This window comes from Streptomyces sp. NPDC017056, assembly GCF_044332485.1.
Classification (GTDB): Bacteria; Actinomycetota; Actinomycetes; order Streptomycetales; family Streptomycetaceae; genus Streptomyces.
In genome coordinates this window covers 160,816-178,379 of record NZ_JBIRPD010000006.1, presented here as the reverse complement: position 1 = coordinate 178,379, position 17,564 = coordinate 160,816, and the positions used below count along the sequence as shown (strand labels likewise).

The following is a 17,564-nucleotide window of genomic DNA, read 5'->3' as shown; positions in this document are numbered from 1 at the left end:
ACAGGGGTGCGGACCGGCTCGTTGCCGCCGCACCCCGCCCGTAGCGTCCGAACAGGCAAAAGACGGGCAAGAAGGCCGGAGGACGCAGGGATGATCAGGCTTCGACCGCAGGGACGCGGCACGGCGGCGGTGGCGGACGGAACGGTGCCGCACACCGCGGTGTCCGGCGGCACGGCGGTCCGGGACACCGACCCCGGTGCCGCGTTGACCCTGGAGTCGGTCACCCGGAGCTACCGCCGGGGCGCCGGGACCGTGGCCGCGCTGGACGACGTCAGCGTCACGGTCCGACGCGGTTCCTTCCTGGCCGTCATGGGCCGCTCCGGCTCCGGCAAGACGACCTTCCTCCAGTGCGCCGCCGGGCTGGACCGGCCGACTTCGGGGACGGTACGGATCGACGGCACCGATCTGTCCCGGCTCGGCGAGGCCGCGCTGACCCGGCTCAGACGCGAGCGCGTCGGTTTCGTCTTCCAGGCGCTCAATCTGGTGCCGTCGCTCTCGGTCGTGGAGAACACGACGCTGCCGCTGCTGCTGGGCGGTGAAGCGCCGGGCAGTACGGGCGTACGGCAGCGCGCGCTGCGCGTCCTGGACGCGGTGGGGCTGGCGGACCGGGCCGACGACTCCCCGCTGCTGCTCTCCGGCGGGCAGCAGCAGCGCGTGGCCATCGCCCGCGCGCTGGTCACCGACCCCGCGGTGATCTTCGCGGACGAGCCGACCGGTGCCCTCGACCCGGTCACCGCCGCCGACGTACTGGCCCTGCTGCGCGACGCGGTGGACCGCGCGGGGCACACGGTCGTGATGGTCACCCACGATCCGGTCGCCGCCTCCTGGACGGACCGGGCGCTGTTCATCGACGCGGGCCGGATCGTCAGCCTGCTGGACCGGCCGGATCCCGAGAGCGTGACGCGGGCGATGGCACAGCTGGGAAAGTGGTGAATTCCGTGACGCAGCAGAGCAGTACGCGTGGCCCGGAGTCCGCGCAGGCCGCCGGCCCGAGACCGCTCGGGGACGCCGGTGGCCCCACAGGAATCGGAACGTCCCCATCCGGTACGCGGGACAGTCCGGCGCGTACCCGCCGTACCGCCCGGTTCCTCGCCGCCCGCTCGCTGAAGCTGCACCGCAAGGCGTGGGCCGCGGTGTTCGCGGTGCTGGTGCTCACCTCGTTGGTGCTCGGCGGTTTCGCGCTCGCCACGCTGTCCGCGGTGGCCGGACACGCCCGGGTGGAGCGCTACGCGGGCGCCGCCGCAGTCGTCACCGGCGACCAGACCACGCGTAACACGGCGCGGCCCTGGGGCAGCGAGGCCGAGACGATGTCGGCGGAACTGACGGAACGGGTCCGGGTGCCGCGCTCGGCGCTGGCCAGGATCGCCGCCGTCCCGGGCGTACGGGCCGCGATCGCGGACGACGCCTTCCCCGTCGCGATCGAGGCGCGCAACGGCACCGCCACTGCTTCCGGCGCCCCCACCCCTCCCGCCCCCGACTCCGGCACCGTCTCCGGCCCCGACGGCTCGCCGGTGTACGGCCATTCCTGGCAGGCCGCCGTCCTCGCGCCGTTCACCCTGCGTGCCGGACGCGCTCCTGGCGGCCCCGGGGAGGTGGTCCTGGACGGTTCTCTGGCCGATCGCGCGGGCGTTGGCGTGGGCGGCGAGATCACGCTGCAGTCGCTCGGCACACCCGCCACGTACCGGGTCTCGGGCATCGCGGCCCCCGAGGGACAGGGCGACCGCACCGGCCTGGGCCACCAGGGCGCCGTCTTCTTCACCGACCAGCGCGCGCGGCAGTTGGCAGGCCACCCTGAGACCACCGACGCCATCGGCGTGCTCGCCGCTCCCGGAGTGAGCGTCGAACAGATCCACGCCGGGGTGCGCAAGGCGCTGGATGGCCCCGAGCCGGCCCGCAGCGCCACCGCCGGCCAGCGCGATAAGGAGGACAACCCCGGGCTCCGTGTGCTGACCGGCGACGACCGCGGCGAACCGGAGTTCCTCACCGCCGCCCCCAGCCGCTCGGGCATGCTCCAGTTGCTGGCGTCGGTCTGCGCGCTGGTCGTGATGATCGCCGTACTGGTGGTCGCCGGCACGATCGCCCAGGCGGTGCACCAGCGCACCCGAGAGTTGGCGCTGCTGCGCGCGGTCGGCGCCACGCCGCGGCAACTGCGTGCGGCGGTCAGCCGGGAGGTCCGTACGGTCGCCGTGACCGCCGCCGCGCTCGGCGCGATCGGCGCGGTGCCGGTGTACGGGTTGCTGCTCGGCCTGCTGCGCAGCCGCGAGGCCGTACCGCCCGGCCTCGAACTGCCCACTCCCTGGTGGCTGTACGCGACGCCCCTGGCCACCGCGGGCCTGACCGTGCTGGTGGCGTGGCTCACCGGCGCCCTGGCCTGCCGGCGTACGGCGCGGGTGCGTCCCGCGCAGGCGATGGGAGAAGCGCAGCGCGAGCCGGAGCAGCCCGGTCGTGGCCGTACCGTCACCGGCCTGGTGATGATGTTCGCGGGTGTGTCGGCGGCCGGCACGGCGGTGCTCCAGTCCGGCGAGACGGCCGCCATGGCCGCCAGCAGCGCGACGGTCACCCTGGTGATCGGCTGCGCGCTGCTCGGCCCCTGGATCGCGCGCGGCGCCCTACAGGTGCTCGGCGTGCCCGCGCGGCGCCTGGGCGGCGCGGGCGGCTACCTGGCCGCGGCGGCGGCGCGGGCCGACTCGCGCCGTCTGGGCGCCGCGATCACCCCGATCGTGCTGATGGTGGCCTTCGTGGCCGTCCAGTTGTCGGCGGGCGCGACCATGGACCGGCACGGCGGCCGGCAGGGCGTGGACGCGGTGCGCGCTGACCTGGCGGTCACCACCGACGGGCCGGGCATCACGGAGGAGACGGTGCGCGGGATCCGGCGGGTGCCGGGGGTGGCGGCGTCGACGGGGGTGCTGCACAGCACGGTCGTGCTGCTGCGCAAGCAGCTCGGCGACACCCGGTTGGAGCGGCTGCCGGTCCTGGCGGCCGATCCCGCGGCGCTGCCGCGCGTACTGGACCCCGGCGTGACCGAGGGCGACACGGCGAAGCTGGGCCGCGGCACGGTCGCGGTGGGCAAGGACCGGGCGCGGGCGATGGGGCTCGGCATCGGATCCGTCGTCACGCTGCGGTACGGGGACGGCGCGGCCGTGCCGCTGCGGGTGGCCGCGATCTACGAACGCTCGGCGGCGCTCGGCGACTTCCTGCTCGCCACCGACGAACTGGCCCCCCACATGGCCGCGCCCCTGTATACCCGCGCCCTGCTGAGCCTCGATTCCGGAACCGCGGCAGGCGCCGGGTCGGAGCGGGTACGGGAAGAGGTGCGGCGGGCACTGGCCGGTACCGCGGTCGGCGCGCGCGTCGTGCCGGACCCGGCGGGCGAGCAGCTGCGACCCGAGGACCAGGGCATCGGCCAGGTGATCACCGTGGTCGCGGTGAGCGTGATCGGCGGCTTCACGGCCATCGCCGTACTCAGCACCCTCACCCTCATCATGATCGGCCGCCGCCGGGAGGTTCTGCTGCTCCGCCTGGTGGGCGCGGGACGGCGCCAGGTCCGGCGGATGCTGCGAATCGAGGCGGCCGTCGTGGCTCTGACGGGCCTGGTGGTCGGCGTGGTGGTCGCGGCGATTCCGCTGACCGCCCTGAGCCTGTCCCTGACCGGCGGACTGCCGTACCTGCCGCCCGGACAGGCGGGACTGGTCGTGGCCGCGGTGGCGGTGACGGTCACGGCGGGGACCTTGCTGCCGCTGAAATCCGCCCTGCGGAAGCGGAATCCGGCGGTCGCCGCGCGCGGGTGAGACGACGGCGACGAAGGGGAGGGGGCCGGCGGGTCCCGGTTTCGGCCGGGCCCGCCGGCCCCCTTCGCGCTGCGCCAGGGCCCCCGCCTCCCGCATAATCCGAATCTCCACCGGTAACTCCCGCACCGAGAGGTCACCCGCATGACGAACCCCTTCGAAGACCCGGAGGCGCAGTACCACGTCCTCACGAACGACGAAAACCAGCACTCGCTGTGGCCGACGTTCGCGGAGATCCCGGCCGGCTGGCAGCGCGCTTTCGGGCCGGACAGCCGCCAGGCGTGCCTGGACTACGTCGAGGAGCACTGGACCGACATGCGGCCCCGCAGCCTCGCGGAGGCGATGGCGGACTGACTCCGGGAGGCTGGCGCCGCCCCACGCAAAAGGCACCCGCTCCCTCCCGGAGCGGGTGCCCTGCCTTCTCTGTCTCCTCGTTTACTTCCTCCGGCGGAAGCCGTCAGACCACCACCATCCGCAGCGCGAACGCCGCGAACCCCACCGCCAGCACCCCCGCCCCTATCCGCCACCTCCGGGACACGCCGGTCCACGGCAGCTCCAGCCGCCGCGCCACCCGCGCCACCAGTACGAGCGTGACGGCGAAGAGCGGCAGCCACGGCAGGCGGGTCGCCATCCAGGCCGCGAAGTCCGGCGCGGTGGTGAGGCCGGCCACCGGCACGGGGAGGAACGAGGCCGGTACGGCGATCGCCAGCATGGCGGTCTGGTGCCAGCACAGAATCGTCATCGCGGACTGGTTGACGGCGGTGACCGGCGCCCACAGCGCGGGCCGCCGCAGCAGGGCCGCGATCCTGTCGCGCAGCAGGATCGCCGCGCCGGACTGCGCCGCGGCCAGCGCGATCACCAGCATCGACGGCGGGTGGGAGTTCGTACGGTCCTGTCCGGGGACGCCGACCAGGCTCGCCGGGTAGTGGAAGACGAGGAGCAGCAGCGCGAAGAGCGCCACGCCACCGGCGAGGAGCAGCCGGGCGCCGCGCCGGCCGAGCCGCTTCTCGCCCCACGAGACGCCGAGTTGGTAGCCGAACAGCCAGCCAGGGAGCAGGCTCACCAGGGTGGCCCAGTACGGGACGGAGTCGGCGAACGGGCCGTAGCGCAGGAAGTCCACGACGGCGACGACCGCCGCCAGTGGTGCCGCGGCCCAGCCGCCGAGCCGCCGCGCGGCCGCCACGCAGTACGGGGTCAGCGCCGTCACCACGGCGTACACGGCCACGAACCACAGCGGTTGGACGACCAGGGTCGCGGCCGTGTGCAGCGTCGTGACGGGTACTCCGGCCGCGTACAGTACGGCGGCGAGCACGGCCCAGACGGCGGTGACGCCGACGGCGGGCCGTAACAGCCGGGCCAGCCGGCCGCGCAGCCAGTCGCCGTGTGACGCGCCCCGCTCGGCGGCGCGCCGGAAGGACAGCACGGAGGCGTAGCCGCCTACGAGGAAGAAGACACCCAGCATCTGGAGCACCCAGGTGATCGGTGCCAGGGGGGCGAACGCGGACAGCGGGCTGGCGTTGTGCAGCGTGCCTCCGGTGTCGCGGACGAGGCCGCCGACGAGCCAGTGGCCGGTCGGTACGGCCAGCAGGGCCAGGGCCCGCAGCCCGTCGATGGCACGGTCGCGCGGAACCGGTTCGCGGCTGTCCCGCCGGACCGGTTCGCGGCTGCCCTCAAGAGCGGGCCGCGGGGCAGGAGCGCGGGGCCGTTCGTCCAGGCTCACGATCGGGTCCCCGTGTTTCCCGCAGGACGCGGCATGGCAGCATTCCTCTCCTCGCACACGGCCGGGCCATGGGGGTGCCACGGGCCGGCCGGAGGCCGTCATGACGGCGATCGCCGACGACTTCAATGCTTCTGCGAGAAAGGGGAGGGCACAGTCAGGCCAGCGCCCCGATCGCGGTGGTGCTGACCCCCTGCGGTTCGGGGTGCCATCCCCAGCAGGCCCGCCGGGCCGAGCGGCCGCGCGCCTCGGCTGGAACGGCCGGAACGGCCGCAACGGGCCCGGCGGCGCCCCCGAGTTCGTATCATCGTCCGTATGGCCACCGGGGCGCCGGACCCTGCCGCCTGAGGCGGACCGCGTGCCTCCCACTCCGACCGGGGAGCCGCGAACGCCGCCGACTCAAGCGCGACCGAGCGGGCCGGGGCTCGTCATGACAAAGGCCCTCCCTTGGGGAGGGCCGTCGACGGCGGAAGAAGTGCGCCCCCGGCAGGACTCGAACCTGCGGCCAAGTGCTTAGAAGGCACCTGCTCTATCCACTGAGCTACGGGGGCCAGGTGGTGGGCGTGGATCACGGGCCGCCGACAAGGATAGGGCTCCGTGTGCCTCGTCCCGGTTGCTTCACCTCCGTGGCACGTTGTGGAGGTTCGGTGAAGCGGTCCCGATAATCGCAGGCAGGTACGAATTCTGCACCGGTTTTGGCGCCTCACGCGTCGGGTGTTGTGCACTCGTTATGCCTGAGCCTCTCTGATCGCGGCAGCCTCATGCGTCGCTCATCCCGTTCTGTGTAGATTTCTGCGGCGCGCACGAGGGGCTATACGCTTCAAAAACCCAACAAAATTGGGCATTCTGCACGTGTGGCAACCTTGGACGTACAACCTCGGCTCCTTGACGTTCTGTCCGCGCTGCGCGACCGCGTCGACGCCGCGCGCTTCCCGCTGCCACTGCCCGGCGCCGCCCGCGCCCGGCGGACCCGCTCCGAGCTGCTGGACCAGCTCGACGACTATGTGATGCCCCGGCTGCGCGCTCCTCAGGCCCCGCTGCTCGCGGTCGTCGGCGGATCAACCGGAGCGGGCAAGTCCACCCTCGTCAACTCGCTGGTGGGCCGGCGCGTCACCGAGGCCGGGGTACTGCGTCCGACGACGCGTACGCCGGTGCTCGTCTGCCATCCGGACGATCACCACTGGTTCGCGGGCCGCCGCGTACTGCCGCAGTTCACGCGGGTGTGGGTGCCCGAGCAGGACGGGCCCGAGGGCCTGGACGGGTACGACGACGCATGCGAACGCGAGTACCCGTACGAGGACGAAGGGGACGGTGAGGCCGGGGACCAGGTGACGGGTGCGGCGGGTGTGGCGCCGCTGCGGATCGAGACGGACGCGGCGCTGCCGAGCGGGCTGGCCCTGCTGGACGCCCCGGACATCGACTCCCTCGTCGCCCGCAACCGGGAGCTGGCCGCCGAGCTGATCTGCGCGGCCGACGTATGGGTCCTGGTCACCACCGCCGCCCGGTACGCGGACGCGGTGCCGTGGCACCTGCTGCGGACGGCCAAGGAGTACGACGTCACGCTCGTGACCGTGCTCGACCGGGTGCCACACCAGATCGCCACCGACATCTCGGCGCGGTACGCCGCGCTGCTGAGCCGGGCCGGGCTCGGTGACGTACCCCGCTTCACCATCCCCGAACTGCCCGAGTCGGCCGGCGGCGGCAGCGGGCTGCTGCCCGCCACGGCGGTGGCGGCGTTGCGGCGCTGGTTGGAGCGGCACGCCCAGGACTCCGCGGTACGCGACGCGGCGGCGGCCCGCACCGCGGCAGGGATCATCGCCTCGCTGCGCTGCCGTATGCCCGCCCTCGCCGGCGCCTCCGCGGCCCAGCACGCCGCCACGCTGCGGCTGGCCGACCGGATCGAGCAGGCGTACGAGGAGGCCGCGGCGCGGGTGCGGCGGGAGGTCGAGCAGGGCGAGGTGCTGGCCGGGGACGCGCGGGCCCACTGGCGGGACCACGAACTCGGCGGTCGCCACGACGAACTGCTGGACGCGCTCACCGAAGGGCTCACCTCCTTGCTGCGCTGCGCCGTGGAGCAGGCGGACGAGCGGGCCGCCGAGCAGTGGCGCCGGGACCCCGCGGCGGCGGACGCGGCCCTGACGGAGGCCGCGGACACGGCGGCCTCGGCCGCCCGCCTGGGCGTGGTCGTACGGCGGTGGCGGCGGTGCCTGGAGGAGCTGGCGGAGGAGGGCGTACGGGAGGGGCGCGCGGTACGGGGCGGGCGCGCGCGGGCGGGTGAGCGGGCGCGCGCCGCGGCCGACCCGGAGGAGGCGGCGGCACTGCTGGCCACCACGCTGCTGGGTGGCCGGCGGGCCCGTATGGCGGGCGAGGCCCTCGCCGACCTGATGGGGGCGCACAACGCGGTACGGCTGCGCGACCGGGGCGGCCTGCTGCTCGACACATACCTCCAGCGCGCGTTGGACGGCGAACGGGAGCGGCGCGTGGCGCCGCTGGAGTCGCTGGGGGTGCGGCCGGACCACCAGGCCGCGCTGATCGCCGCGCTGTCCCGACTGCAGAAGGAGAAGGTGACGCGGTGACTGCTCCTGAAGGGCGTACGGACGGGGAAGCCGAGGACGTCAGCGGCGAAGGGGCTGTGAAAGCGGCGGCGGGGGACGGTCCGGAGCAGGAGGCGGAGCCGGCCACGGAGACGGCAGCGGCGGAGCCGGACCCGCGTACGGGCGGGGCGCTCGGCTCCTGGGACGACGGGCTGATCGCGCGCCGTGCGAAGGACGGCGGCGCGCCCAGGTCGGCCGCCGGGCGGCGGCGTGCCCGCTTGCGGGAGGCGGAGCCGCGCGAGGACGCGCCGCCGAAGTGGGAAGCGTGGCAGAAGTGGGACGAGTGGGAACAGCGGGATCAGTGGCTGGAGCAGGACGAGTGGCACCAGCAGCGTGAGTGGCAGGAGTGGGAGGACGAGGGGGACAGCGAACTCGAAGCCGTACTGGCCGTCCTCCAGGAGCCGGGGGAGCCCCTCCAGGAGCCGCGGGGCCGCAGGGGGCGCCTCCAGGAAACGCGGGAGAGCGAGTGCGTGCCTCCCAAGGAGCGGCGGTCCGCGGGCGAGGGGCTGCGCCCCCGGCTGGAGGCCCTGCGGGAGCTGATCGGACTGTCCAGGACGCGGCTGGACGGGACCACGCTGGCCGAGGCGGGGCGGGTGCTGGACGCGGCGGACGAGCGGTACCGGCTGTCCGGCGAGCACACCGTCGTCGCCGTCGCGGGAGCCACCGGCAGCGGCAAGTCGTCGCTGTTCAACGCGCTCGTCGGGGCGGAGCGTTCGGACGTGGCGGCGCGCCGGCCCACGACCGCGGAACCGGTGGCCTGTGTGTGGGCCTGCGGACAGCCGGGCGCCGACGAACTGCTGGACAGGCTGGGGGTGGCGTCGCGGCGCCGCCACGTGCCGGCGGCGGGCTCGGCCGCCCTGCCCGGACTCGTCCTCCTGGACCTGCCCGACCACGACTCGGCCGCCGCCGGGCACCGTGAGCAGGTCGACCGGATGCTGGCGCTGGTGGACGCGGTGATCTGGGTGGTCGACCCGGAGAAGTACGCGGACGCGGTGCTGCACGAAAGGTATCTGCGGCCGCTGGCCGGCCATGCCGAGGTCACGTTCGTCGTGCTCAACCAGGTGGACCGGCTGCCGGGGGACGCCGCCGTACAGGTCGTCGACGACCTGCGCCGCCTGCTGGACGAGGACGGGCTGGCCCTGGGCGAACACGGGGAGCCGGGCGCGGCCGTACTGGCGCTGTCGGCGGTCACGGGCGAGGGGGTCGGCGAACTGGAGGAGGCACTCCGGCAGTTCGTCGCGGAGCGCGGCGCGGTGGACCGGCGGCTGACCGCGGACGTGGACGCGGCGGCGGAACGGCTGTGGCCCGCGTACGTGGCGGACGGGCGGTACGGGCTGACGGAACCGGCCCGCGAGGAGTTCGAGGACTGGCTCGCCGAGGCGGTCGGCGCCGGTGCGATGGGAAGCGCGGCGGAACGCGACTGGCTGCGGCACGCGGAGCGGTCCTGCGGCACGCCGTGGCTGCGGCTGCGCGGCCGGCGGGCGGGGCGCGGACGGGCGGGGCGTCCGGGGAGCGGGCGCACGAGCCCGGGGCGTACGGGAAGGTCGCGGCTGTGGCACCGCGACGCGTGCACGGAGACGGACGCCGGCGGCGAGGCGGGCGCAGGCCCGGAGGCCGGGTACCACACGGTGAGCGGCTGGGTGCCGGTGGACGCGCGGGCGGCGGCCCGGCCGCTGGTGGAACAGGCCGTACGGGCCGTGGCGGGCGAGGCGTCGGAAGGGTTGCCGGCGCCCTGGGCCCAGGCGGTGCGCGAGGCGGCGGTGCGGGGCGCGGAGGATCTGCCGGAGGCGTTGGACCGGGCGGCGGCGGTTTCCGAGGGAGCCTTGCGGGCCGGTCCGCAGGTACGGCCGCGGTGGTGGCGGGCGGCCGCGGTGGCGCAGGGGCTGCTGACGGCCTCGCAGGTCGTGGGTGTGCTGTGGCTGTTGGCCGTGGTGACGGGCGCGGCCGAGTCGGGCGAGTGGCTGTCCGCGCTGCTGGTGGCGGCCGTCGGGACGGTGGGCGGTCCGGCTCTGGCGTGGGTGTGCGGCGTGGCGGGGCGCGGCCCGGCGCGCCGGTACGGGCAGGACGCGGAGCGCCGGCTGCGTACGGCAGCGGCGGGCTGCGGACGGGCCGCGGTACTGGAGCCGGTGGCTGCCGAACTGCTCCGGTACCGGGAGGTGCGGGAGCAGTACACGGTGGCGGCGGGGCTGTGAGAGGGGCGGGCGGCGCGGGTGGAACCCCCTTGCGGGTGACGGAGTTGTCCACAACTCGGCGGTAACGCACAGGCCCCGGCGCGGCTCGGCGGATCCGTGCAGCATGGAGCAACAGACAACGGCCCGCGACGGGCCGCAGGGCCCGCCGGGGGCCCGTGACGGGGGAGGCGACGACGATGTACGAGACGATGGTGACGCTGGTGGGCAACGCCGCGACGGCGGTGGAGCACCGGCAGACGGCGGCGGGCGCCTCGGCGGTGCGGTTCCGCCTGGCGACGTCCTCGCGGCGCTTCGACAGGGAGCGCGACTGCTGGGTCGACGGGGACGCCAGCTTCTACACCGTCCGCGCCTGGCGGTCGCTCGCGGACCACGTCGCCGCTTCGGTGTCCTGCGGCGAACCGCTGATCGTGCACGGCCGGATGAAGGTGTGGGACCGGGAGCACCCCGAGGAGAAGGGCCGGCGTCGGGTGTCCGTCGAAGTGGACGCCGTGGCGGTCGGCCACGACATGTCCCGTGGCACCTCCGCCTTCCGCCGGACCGTCCGGGCGCGTACGGACCTGATGCCACCGGCCGGCACGGCGGCCCCGCCGGGACAGCGGGAACCGGCGCCGCCGGACGGTGCGCCGGACGAGCCCGACTGGTCGGCACCGCACTCCGCAACCCCCGCCGCGACCCCTGCCACGGTCCCCGCCGCGGCCACCGCCACGATCCCCGCCGCGACCGCGTCCGACTCCTGTGCGCAGGCCGTCCCCTGACGCTCCATAACCACCCGCCGACCGCCCGTTCGCAGTCCCGGACCAAGCCTTCCCGGGCGATACGCCGGAGAAGGCGGCAGTGCCCGGAAAGTCCCGGAGATTTGTCGATAATGCCAGGTCAGATGGGGTGTGGACGGTAACGATTGTGATTCGGATCGCTTATGGGACGGTATTGCGGGGGACCCTGTTGCGCCCGCTCTCTAGGATCCGTCGGGTACTCACGAGTACTCACGGGGGCTGATGTATTCGGCTGTTGAGTTCTTTGGGTTCATTCCGGCGAGGCATCTCCCCTATCGATCCCGCCTCGCCCAGAGGGGAAATTCATGATTTCAGTGAAGAGGCGGGGCGCGGCCCGCCTTGCCGCCGCAGTCCTGGCGTCCGGTCTGGTCGCCGCAGGCGCGATAGCCACCGCCGGTCCGGCGGCGGCCGACGAAGCGGCGCCCGTCCACGGGGGCGCCAGCGCCACGCTCGGCGGTCTGAAGACCTACGACCAGGCGGTGCTGCACGCCAACGGCCACGACCAGCGGATCGGCGCCGGTCTCTTCGAGATGACGGTCGAGGGCGGCGGCACCCTCCAGACGTACTGCATCGACATCAGTACGCCGACGCAGCAGCAGGCGAAGTACCAGGAAGTGCCCTGGAGCGCGTCGTCGCTGCACAACAACGAGGACGCCGGCAAGATCCGCTGGATCTTGCAGAACTCCTACCCGCAGGTGAACGACCTGGCCACGCTCGCCAAGAAGGCCGGCGCCGGGAGCCTGAGCGAGAAGACCGCCGCCGCCGGTACGCAGGTCGCCATCTGGCGCTTCTCCGACCACGCCAAGGTCGACGCCCTCGACCCCGCGGCCGAGAAGCTCGCCGACTACCTGCACAAGAGCGCGCAGAGCCTCACCGAGCCCGAGGCGTCGCTGAAGCTGGACCCGCCGGCCGTCTCCGGCAAGTCCGGCACCAAGCTCGGCCCGGTCACCGTCCACACCAACGCCGGCAGCGTGACCGTCTCCCCGGCCGCCGGTACCCCCGCCGGCGTGAAGGTGGTCGGCGCCGACGGCAAGCCCGTCACCAAGGCGGCCAACGGCACCAAGCTCTTCTTCGACGTGCCCGCCGGCGCGAAGGACGGCGCCACCTCGCTGACCGCCCAGGCCGCCACGAAGGTCTCGGTCGGCCGGGCCTTCACCGGCAGCGTCGGCCGCGTCAAGAGCCAGACCATGATCCTGGCCGGCTCCAGCGAGTCCACCGCGACCGCCACCGCCACCGCCTCTTGGAAGAAGCAGGGCGCGGCCCCGGCCGTCACCGCGGAGAAGAACTGCTCCAAGGACGGCGTGGACGTCACGGCGACCAACAAGGGCGACGCGCCGTTCAAGTTCCAGCTCTCCGGCAAGGAGCACGTGATCGCGCCGGGCAAGTCCGAGACGATCACCGTCCCGGTCGCCGAGGACCAGGCGTACGAGATCACGATCAACGGTGAGGGCGGCTTCAAGAAGACCTTCACCGGGGTCCTCGACTGCAAGACCGCCGGAACCGGCACCGGCACCGGCAAGCCCACCCCGCAGCCCAGCCCGGCCTCGGCCGGCGGCACCAGCTCGGGCAGCACCGGCGGCAACGGCGGCGACCTCGCCGAGACCGGCTCCAGCAGCGCCACCCCGGTGATCGCGGGCGTCGCGGTCGCGCTGGTCGTGGTCGGCGGCGGCGCGGTCTTCTTCCTCCGCAAGAAGAAGGCGGGCGTCAGCCAGTAACCGAGGTGACCGGGCGGGCGGCCCCGCCCGCCCGGTGACCGAACGCACCACCCTCGCCGCCCTCCGTGACCGAGCCCTCCGCTCGCCGGTCACGGAGGGCGCGCGTCGTTCCCGGCGCGGGGCCCCGTTCACCGGGCCGTGAGGTACTCGTTTCCATCGCGGGCTGGCCGTACGGCAAGATGGGGTGTATCTGCCCTCGCGCGGCGGAGCCGCTCATCGGCCCACGCGGCGGAGCCGCATTGACCATGACAGATCCAGACTGCCGGACGGTTTCTCTTGGCTGAGTACATCTACACGATGCGCAAGACGCGCAAGGCGCACGGCGACAAGGTCATCCTTGACGACGTGACGCTGAGCTTCCTGCCTGGCGCGAAGATCGGTGTCGTGGGTCCCAACGGCGCCGGCAAGTCGACGGTGCTGAAGATCATGGCCGGTCTTGAGCAGCCGTCGAACGGCGACGCGTTCCTGACCCCCGGCTTCTCCGTCGGGATGCTCCTCCAGGAGCCGCCGCTGGACGAGACCAAGACGGTCCTGGAGAACGTCCAGGACGGCGCCCGCGAGATCATGGACAAGCTCCGGCGCTTCAACGAGGTCGCCGAGCTGATGGCGACCGACTACTCCGACGCGCTGCTGGAGGAGATGGGCAAGCTCCAGGAGGACCTGGACCACGCCAACGCGTGGGACCTGGACACCCAGCTGGAGCAGGCGATGGACGCGCTGGGCTGCCCGCCCGGCGACTGGGCCGTCACCAACCTCTCCGGTGGTGAGCGCCGCCGCGTCGCGCTGTGCAAGCTCCTGCTGGAGGCCCCCGACCTGCTGCTCCTCGACGAGCCCACCAACCACCTGGACGCCGAGTCGGTCCAGTGGCTGGAGCAGCACCTCGCCAAGTACGCCGGCACCGTCGTCGCCGTCACCCACGACCGGTACTTCCTCGACAACGTGGCCGAGTGGATCCTGGAGCTGGACCGCGGCCGCGCCATCGCCTACGAGGGCAACTACTCCACGTACCTGGACAAGAAGGCCGCCCGCCTGAAGGTCGAGGGCCAGAAGGACGCCAAGCGCGCGAAGCGTCTGAAGGAAGAGCTGGAGTGGGTCCGCTCCAACGCCAAGGGCCGCCAGGCCAAGTCCAAGTCCCGCCTGACCCGTTACGAGGAGATGGCGGCCGAGGCCGAGAAGACCCGGAAGCTGGACTTCGAGGAGATCCAGATCCCGCCGGGCCCGCGCCTGGGCAACGTCGTGGTCGAGGTCGAGCACCTGAACAAGGCGTTCGGCGAGAAGGTCCTGATCGACGACCTGTCCTTCACCCTCCCGCGCAACGGCATCGTCGGCGTCATCGGCCCGAACGGCGCCGGCAAGACCACGCTGTTCAAGATGATCCAGGGCCTGGAGGAGCCGGACTCCGGCCAGATCAAGGTCGGCGAGACGGTCAAGGTCTCCTACGTCGACCAGAACCGCTCCAACATCGACCCCAAGAAGACCCTGTGGGCCGTGGTGTCGGACGAGCTGGACTACATCAACGTCGGCCAGGTCGAGATGCCGTCCCGCGCCTACGTGTCGGCGTTCGGCTTCAAGGGCCCGGACCAGCAGAAGCCGGCCGGCGTGCTGTCCGGTGGTGAGCGCAACCGCCTGAACCTGGCGCTGACCCTCAAGCAGGGCGGCAACCTGCTGCTCCTCGACGAGCCGACCAACGACCTGGACGTCGAGACCCTGTCCTCGCTGGAGAACGCGCTGCTGGAGTTCCCCGGCTGCGCCGTGGTCGTCTCCCACGACCGCTGGTTCCTGGACCGCGTCGCCACGCACATCCTGGCGTACGAGGGCGACTCCAAGTGGTTCTGGTTCGAGGGCAACTTCGAGTCGTACGAGAAGAACAAGGTCGAGCGCCTCGGCCCGGACGCGGCCCGTCCGCACCGCGCCACGTACAAGAAGCTCACCCGGGGCTGAGCCGTGCGACATCTCTACTCCTGCCCGCTGCGCTGGTCCGACATGGACGCCTTCGGCCATGTCAACAACGCCGTGTTCGTCCGCTACCTCGAAGAGGCGCGGATCGACTTCATGTGGCGGCTGGCGCCGGGCGAGGGCAGCACGTCCTTCTCCGGCGGGTCCGTCGTGGCCCGCCACGAGATCGACTACGTACGGCCGCTGGTGCACCGGCACGCGCCGGTGACCGTCGAGTCGTGGGTGACGAAGATCGGCGCCGCGTCGATGACGATCGCGTACGAGATCAAGGACGAGGAGACGGTGTACGTCCGCGCCTCGACCGTCGTCGTCCCGTACGACCTCGAAGCGCAGCGGCCCCGCCGCATCACCGCGGAGGAGAAGTCCTTCCTCGCGGCGTACCTGGACGGCGCGGACGGCGCCGAGCAGCCGGAGGGGGCCGTCGCCGCATGACGGCGTTGCGCCTGGCCGATGCCGGGGAGGCGGCGGACCTCGCCGCCTTCCTGGCCCGGCTGATCCACTACGACCGTGCCGCGGCGGTGCGGTTGCAGGCCGGCAGCGGCGTGCTCGCGGTGTTCGGGCGCCCGCCGTCGTTCGAGGTGCTGGCGGTCCGTACGGCCCGGCTGGCACCGGCCGTGCCGGGCACGGGCGGAACCGTTCCCTCCGCGGGGAGCGCCTCCGGTACAGGGCTGGACCTCACCGTCTCGGCCGGTGACCTCCTCGAAGGCATCGACGAGTCGGCGGACAGCCTGACGCTGCCCGCCGCCGTCACCGGACCGCCGTGGGCCGGTGTGCTGCCGCCGCGCGGCGGCTGGCAGCAGGTCCCAGGACTGCCGTCGCCGCAGGCGCTCGGCAGGACCGTCGCCCAGGCCGTCGCCGAGTTCCGGGCCCGCGACGAGGCCCTGCCGGCGGAGCGCCGCACGCGCGCCGAGCGCGACCGCCTCGGCCGCGAGATCTGGTCCCGCACGCTGGGCGACACCCACCTGCCGCTGAGGGCCGCGCACGCCGCGCAGTCTTTGGGCTTCCTGCGGCCCGTCCGCGCCGGGGCGCCGGCCGCCGGCCACGGTACGCCGGCGGGCCAGGGGCAGGCCCCTTCGGGGACCGCGCTGGCGGCGCAGCCGACGCTGACCCTGCTGGCCGCGGGCGGCTGGCTGCGGCTGCGGACACCGTACGGCTCGGTCGCGGTCCGCACGGGCGGTCCGTCGGCGCTGCCGGTGACGCCCGCCTGAGGCGTCTTCCCCCTGACGGCCCAAGGGCCGCCCATGGCTTTCGGGCCCTCAGTCGGCCGTGTTGATCATCGACGCAGCGGCGTACGTCATGTAGTTCCACAGCTGCGTCTCGTGCTCGGGGGACAGCTCCAGGGAGTCCACCGCGTCCCGCATGTGCCGCAGCCAGGCGTCGTGGGCGGCACGGTCCACCGTGAACGGCGCGTGCCGCATGCGCAGCCGCGGGTGGCCCCGGCCTTCGCTGTACGTGCGGGGACCGCCCCAGTACTGCATGAGGAAGAGCACGAGCCGCTCCTCGGCCGGTCCCAGGTCCTCCTCCGGGTACATCGGCCGCAGCAGCGGGTCCTCGGCCACGCCCTGGTAGAAACGGTGCACCAGGCGGCGGAAGGTCGGCTCGCCGCCGACCTGCTCGTAAAAAGTCTGTTCCTGAAGCGTGCCGCGCGGAATCTTGTTCACCCGTCCATGGTGTCAGACGACTCGGTGGTGCCGGACGACTCGGCCGAGGACCTTCGTCGTAGGACAGTGGAGACATGAGCGGTACACAGTCCGGGCCGGCGGGCGCCTCTGCCGGGGAGGCGGATGCCGCGCGCGCCGAGCTGGTCCGGCAGATCAGGGCGAGCGGCCACCTCGGTGATCCGCGCTGGCGGGCCGCGTTCGAAGAGGTGCCGCGGCACCTCTTCGTGCCGTACTTCTTCGTGGCCACGCCCCGCGGCTACCAGCGGCTCTCCGGCTCCGACCCCGACCCGCGGCAGCGGGCGCGCTGGCTGGACGGCGTCTACACGGACGGGCCGCTGGCGACCTGTATGCGGGACGGTGAGCTGGTCTCCTCCAGCAGCCAGCCCTCGCTGATGGCCATGATGCTGGAGGAGCTGCGGGTCGAGGATGCGGAGGCACCGGGCGCCGGGCCCGGAACGGACACCGGCGGGACCGGCTGCCGCGTCCTGGAGATCGGTACGGGCACCGGCTACAACGCGGCCCTGATGGCGCACCGGCTCGGCGCGGAGCGCGTGACGACCGTCGACCTGGACGAGGAGATCACCGGCCCGGCACGGGAGCGCCTGGCCGCCTCGGGCTACCGTCCCGCCGTGGTGACCGGCGACGGCGCCCTCGGCTGCCCGGAGCGCGCGCCGTACGACCGCACCATCGCCACCTGCGCGCTCTCGGCCGTCCCGCCGGCCTGGATCGCACAGTCCACCCCGGGGGCGCTGATCCTCGCGCCGCTGGCCACCGGCCTGATCGCGCTCCGCGTGACCGACCCGGGGGCGGGCCGCGCCGAGGGCCGCTTCCTGGCCACACCGGCCTACTTCGTACCGCTACGGGCCCAGGCGGACGCCACCGAGGAGCCCGGCGAGGAGCCCGAGCCCCGCCCCGCCCCCGGCGGCGGGCGCCGGGACGACCGCCACGGCCTGCCGCGCGAAGTCCTCCGCGACGAGCGCTTCCACTTCCTCCGGACCCTGACCGCGGCGAGCCTCACACCGCACGAGGCCCACGACCTCTGGCGGCAGGAGGACCGCCCGAGACGGGAACGTTTCGGCGTCACCGTGGACGGCGCCGTCCAGCGGGCCTGGCTCGACACCCCCGACGGGCCGCACAGCTGGCCGCTGACCGGCACATGAAGCCGGGCGGC

13 protein-coding genes and 1 tRNA gene are annotated in these 17,564 nt (G+C 73.6%); 11 read left to right on the top strand and 3 right to left on the bottom strand.

The annotated features are described in order from the left end of the window. Positions 1-93 precede the first annotated feature (93 nt). From ACH4OW_RS13295 to ACH4OW_RS13285, 3 genes are all read left to right on the top strand, one after another. Positions 94-933 carry an ABC transporter ATP-binding protein gene (locus ACH4OW_RS13295; RefSeq protein WP_398027661.1) on the top strand — a complete coding sequence of 280 codons (840 nt, stop codon included), beginning with the start codon at positions 94-96 and terminating at the stop codon, positions 931-933. Between the two features lie 5 nt (positions 934-938). Further along, the gene (locus ACH4OW_RS13290) at positions 939-3,788 is read left to right on the top strand and encodes an FtsX-like permease family protein (protein ID WP_398027388.1); all 2,850 of its coding nucleotides are present in this window, start codon (positions 939-941) and stop codon (positions 3,786-3,788) included. Positions 3,789-3,929: 141 nt separating this feature from the next. Continuing rightward, positions 3,930-4,139, top strand: a complete 210-nt coding sequence (locus tag ACH4OW_RS13285) for an MbtH family protein (protein ID WP_360122724.1) — start codon at positions 3,930-3,932, stop codon at positions 4,137-4,139. 103 nt (positions 4,140-4,242) lie between these two features. On the opposite strand, the gene ACH4OW_RS13280 is transcribed toward ACH4OW_RS13285, so the two are convergent. Together ACH4OW_RS13280 and ACH4OW_RS13275 are read right to left on the bottom strand one after the other, a co-directional pair. Further along, complete coding sequence (locus tag ACH4OW_RS13280) at positions 4,243-5,505, bottom strand: acyltransferase family protein (RefSeq protein WP_360122721.1); 1,263 nt, start codon at positions 5,503-5,505, stop codon at positions 4,243-4,245. A 475-nt stretch (positions 5,506-5,980) separates the two neighbouring features. Beyond that, positions 5,981-6,053: transfer RNA gene (locus ACH4OW_RS13275), tRNA-Arg, on the bottom strand. A gap of 312 nt (positions 6,054-6,365) precedes the next feature. Here ACH4OW_RS13275 and ACH4OW_RS13270 point away from each other — a divergent pair. From ACH4OW_RS13270 to ACH4OW_RS13240, 7 genes are all read left to right on the top strand, one after another. Beyond that, positions 6,366-8,078: a dynamin family protein gene (locus ACH4OW_RS13270; protein ID WP_360123289.1), complete on the top strand. Its 1,713-nt coding sequence runs from the start codon at positions 6,366-6,368 to the stop codon at positions 8,076-8,078. Further along, entirely contained in the window at positions 8,075-10,288 is a 2,214-nt protein-coding gene (locus tag ACH4OW_RS13265; protein WP_398027385.1) for a GTPase, read from the top strand. The genes ACH4OW_RS13270 and ACH4OW_RS13265 overlap by 4 nt, the downstream gene beginning before the upstream one ends. A 176-nt stretch (positions 10,289-10,464) precedes the next feature. Next, the gene (locus ACH4OW_RS13260) at positions 10,465-11,043 is read left to right on the top strand and encodes a single-stranded DNA-binding protein (protein ID WP_398027383.1); all 579 of its coding nucleotides are present in this window, start codon (positions 10,465-10,467) and stop codon (positions 11,041-11,043) included. A 323-nt stretch (positions 11,044-11,366) separates the two neighbouring features. Beyond that, positions 11,367-12,776, top strand: coding sequence for a thioester domain-containing protein (locus ACH4OW_RS13255; RefSeq protein ID WP_398027381.1), 1,410 nt, complete (start codon positions 11,367-11,369; stop codon positions 12,774-12,776). A 276-nt stretch (positions 12,777-13,052) separates the two neighbouring features. Next, positions 13,053-14,717, top strand: a complete 1,665-nt coding sequence (ettA, locus tag ACH4OW_RS13250; RefSeq protein WP_360122710.1) for an energy-dependent translational throttle protein EttA — start codon at positions 13,053-13,055, stop codon at positions 14,715-14,717. 42 nt (positions 14,718-14,759) lie between these two features. Next, positions 14,760-15,164 (top strand): acyl-CoA thioesterase, encoded by a 405-nt coding sequence (locus tag ACH4OW_RS13245; protein ID WP_398027659.1) that lies wholly within the window; start codon positions 14,760-14,762, stop codon positions 15,162-15,164. After that, positions 15,161-15,940 carry a hypothetical protein gene (locus ACH4OW_RS13240; RefSeq protein ID WP_398027379.1) on the top strand — a complete coding sequence of 260 codons (780 nt, stop codon included), beginning with the start codon at positions 15,161-15,163 and terminating at the stop codon, positions 15,938-15,940. The genes ACH4OW_RS13245 and ACH4OW_RS13240 overlap by 4 nt, the downstream gene beginning before the upstream one ends. A gap of 48 nt (positions 15,941-15,988) precedes the next feature. On the opposite strand, the gene ACH4OW_RS13235 is transcribed toward ACH4OW_RS13240, so the two are convergent. Beyond that, positions 15,989-16,393 (bottom strand): globin, encoded by a 405-nt coding sequence (locus ACH4OW_RS13235; protein ID WP_360122701.1) that lies wholly within the window; start codon positions 16,391-16,393, stop codon positions 15,989-15,991. 74 nt (positions 16,394-16,467) lie between these two features. Between ACH4OW_RS13235 and ACH4OW_RS13230 the strand changes: the two genes are divergently transcribed. Then, positions 16,468-17,553 carry a methyltransferase domain-containing protein gene (locus tag ACH4OW_RS13230; protein ID WP_398027377.1) on the top strand — a complete coding sequence of 362 codons (1,086 nt, stop codon included), beginning with the start codon at positions 16,468-16,470 and terminating at the stop codon, positions 17,551-17,553. Positions 17,554-17,564: the final 11 nt, after the last annotated feature.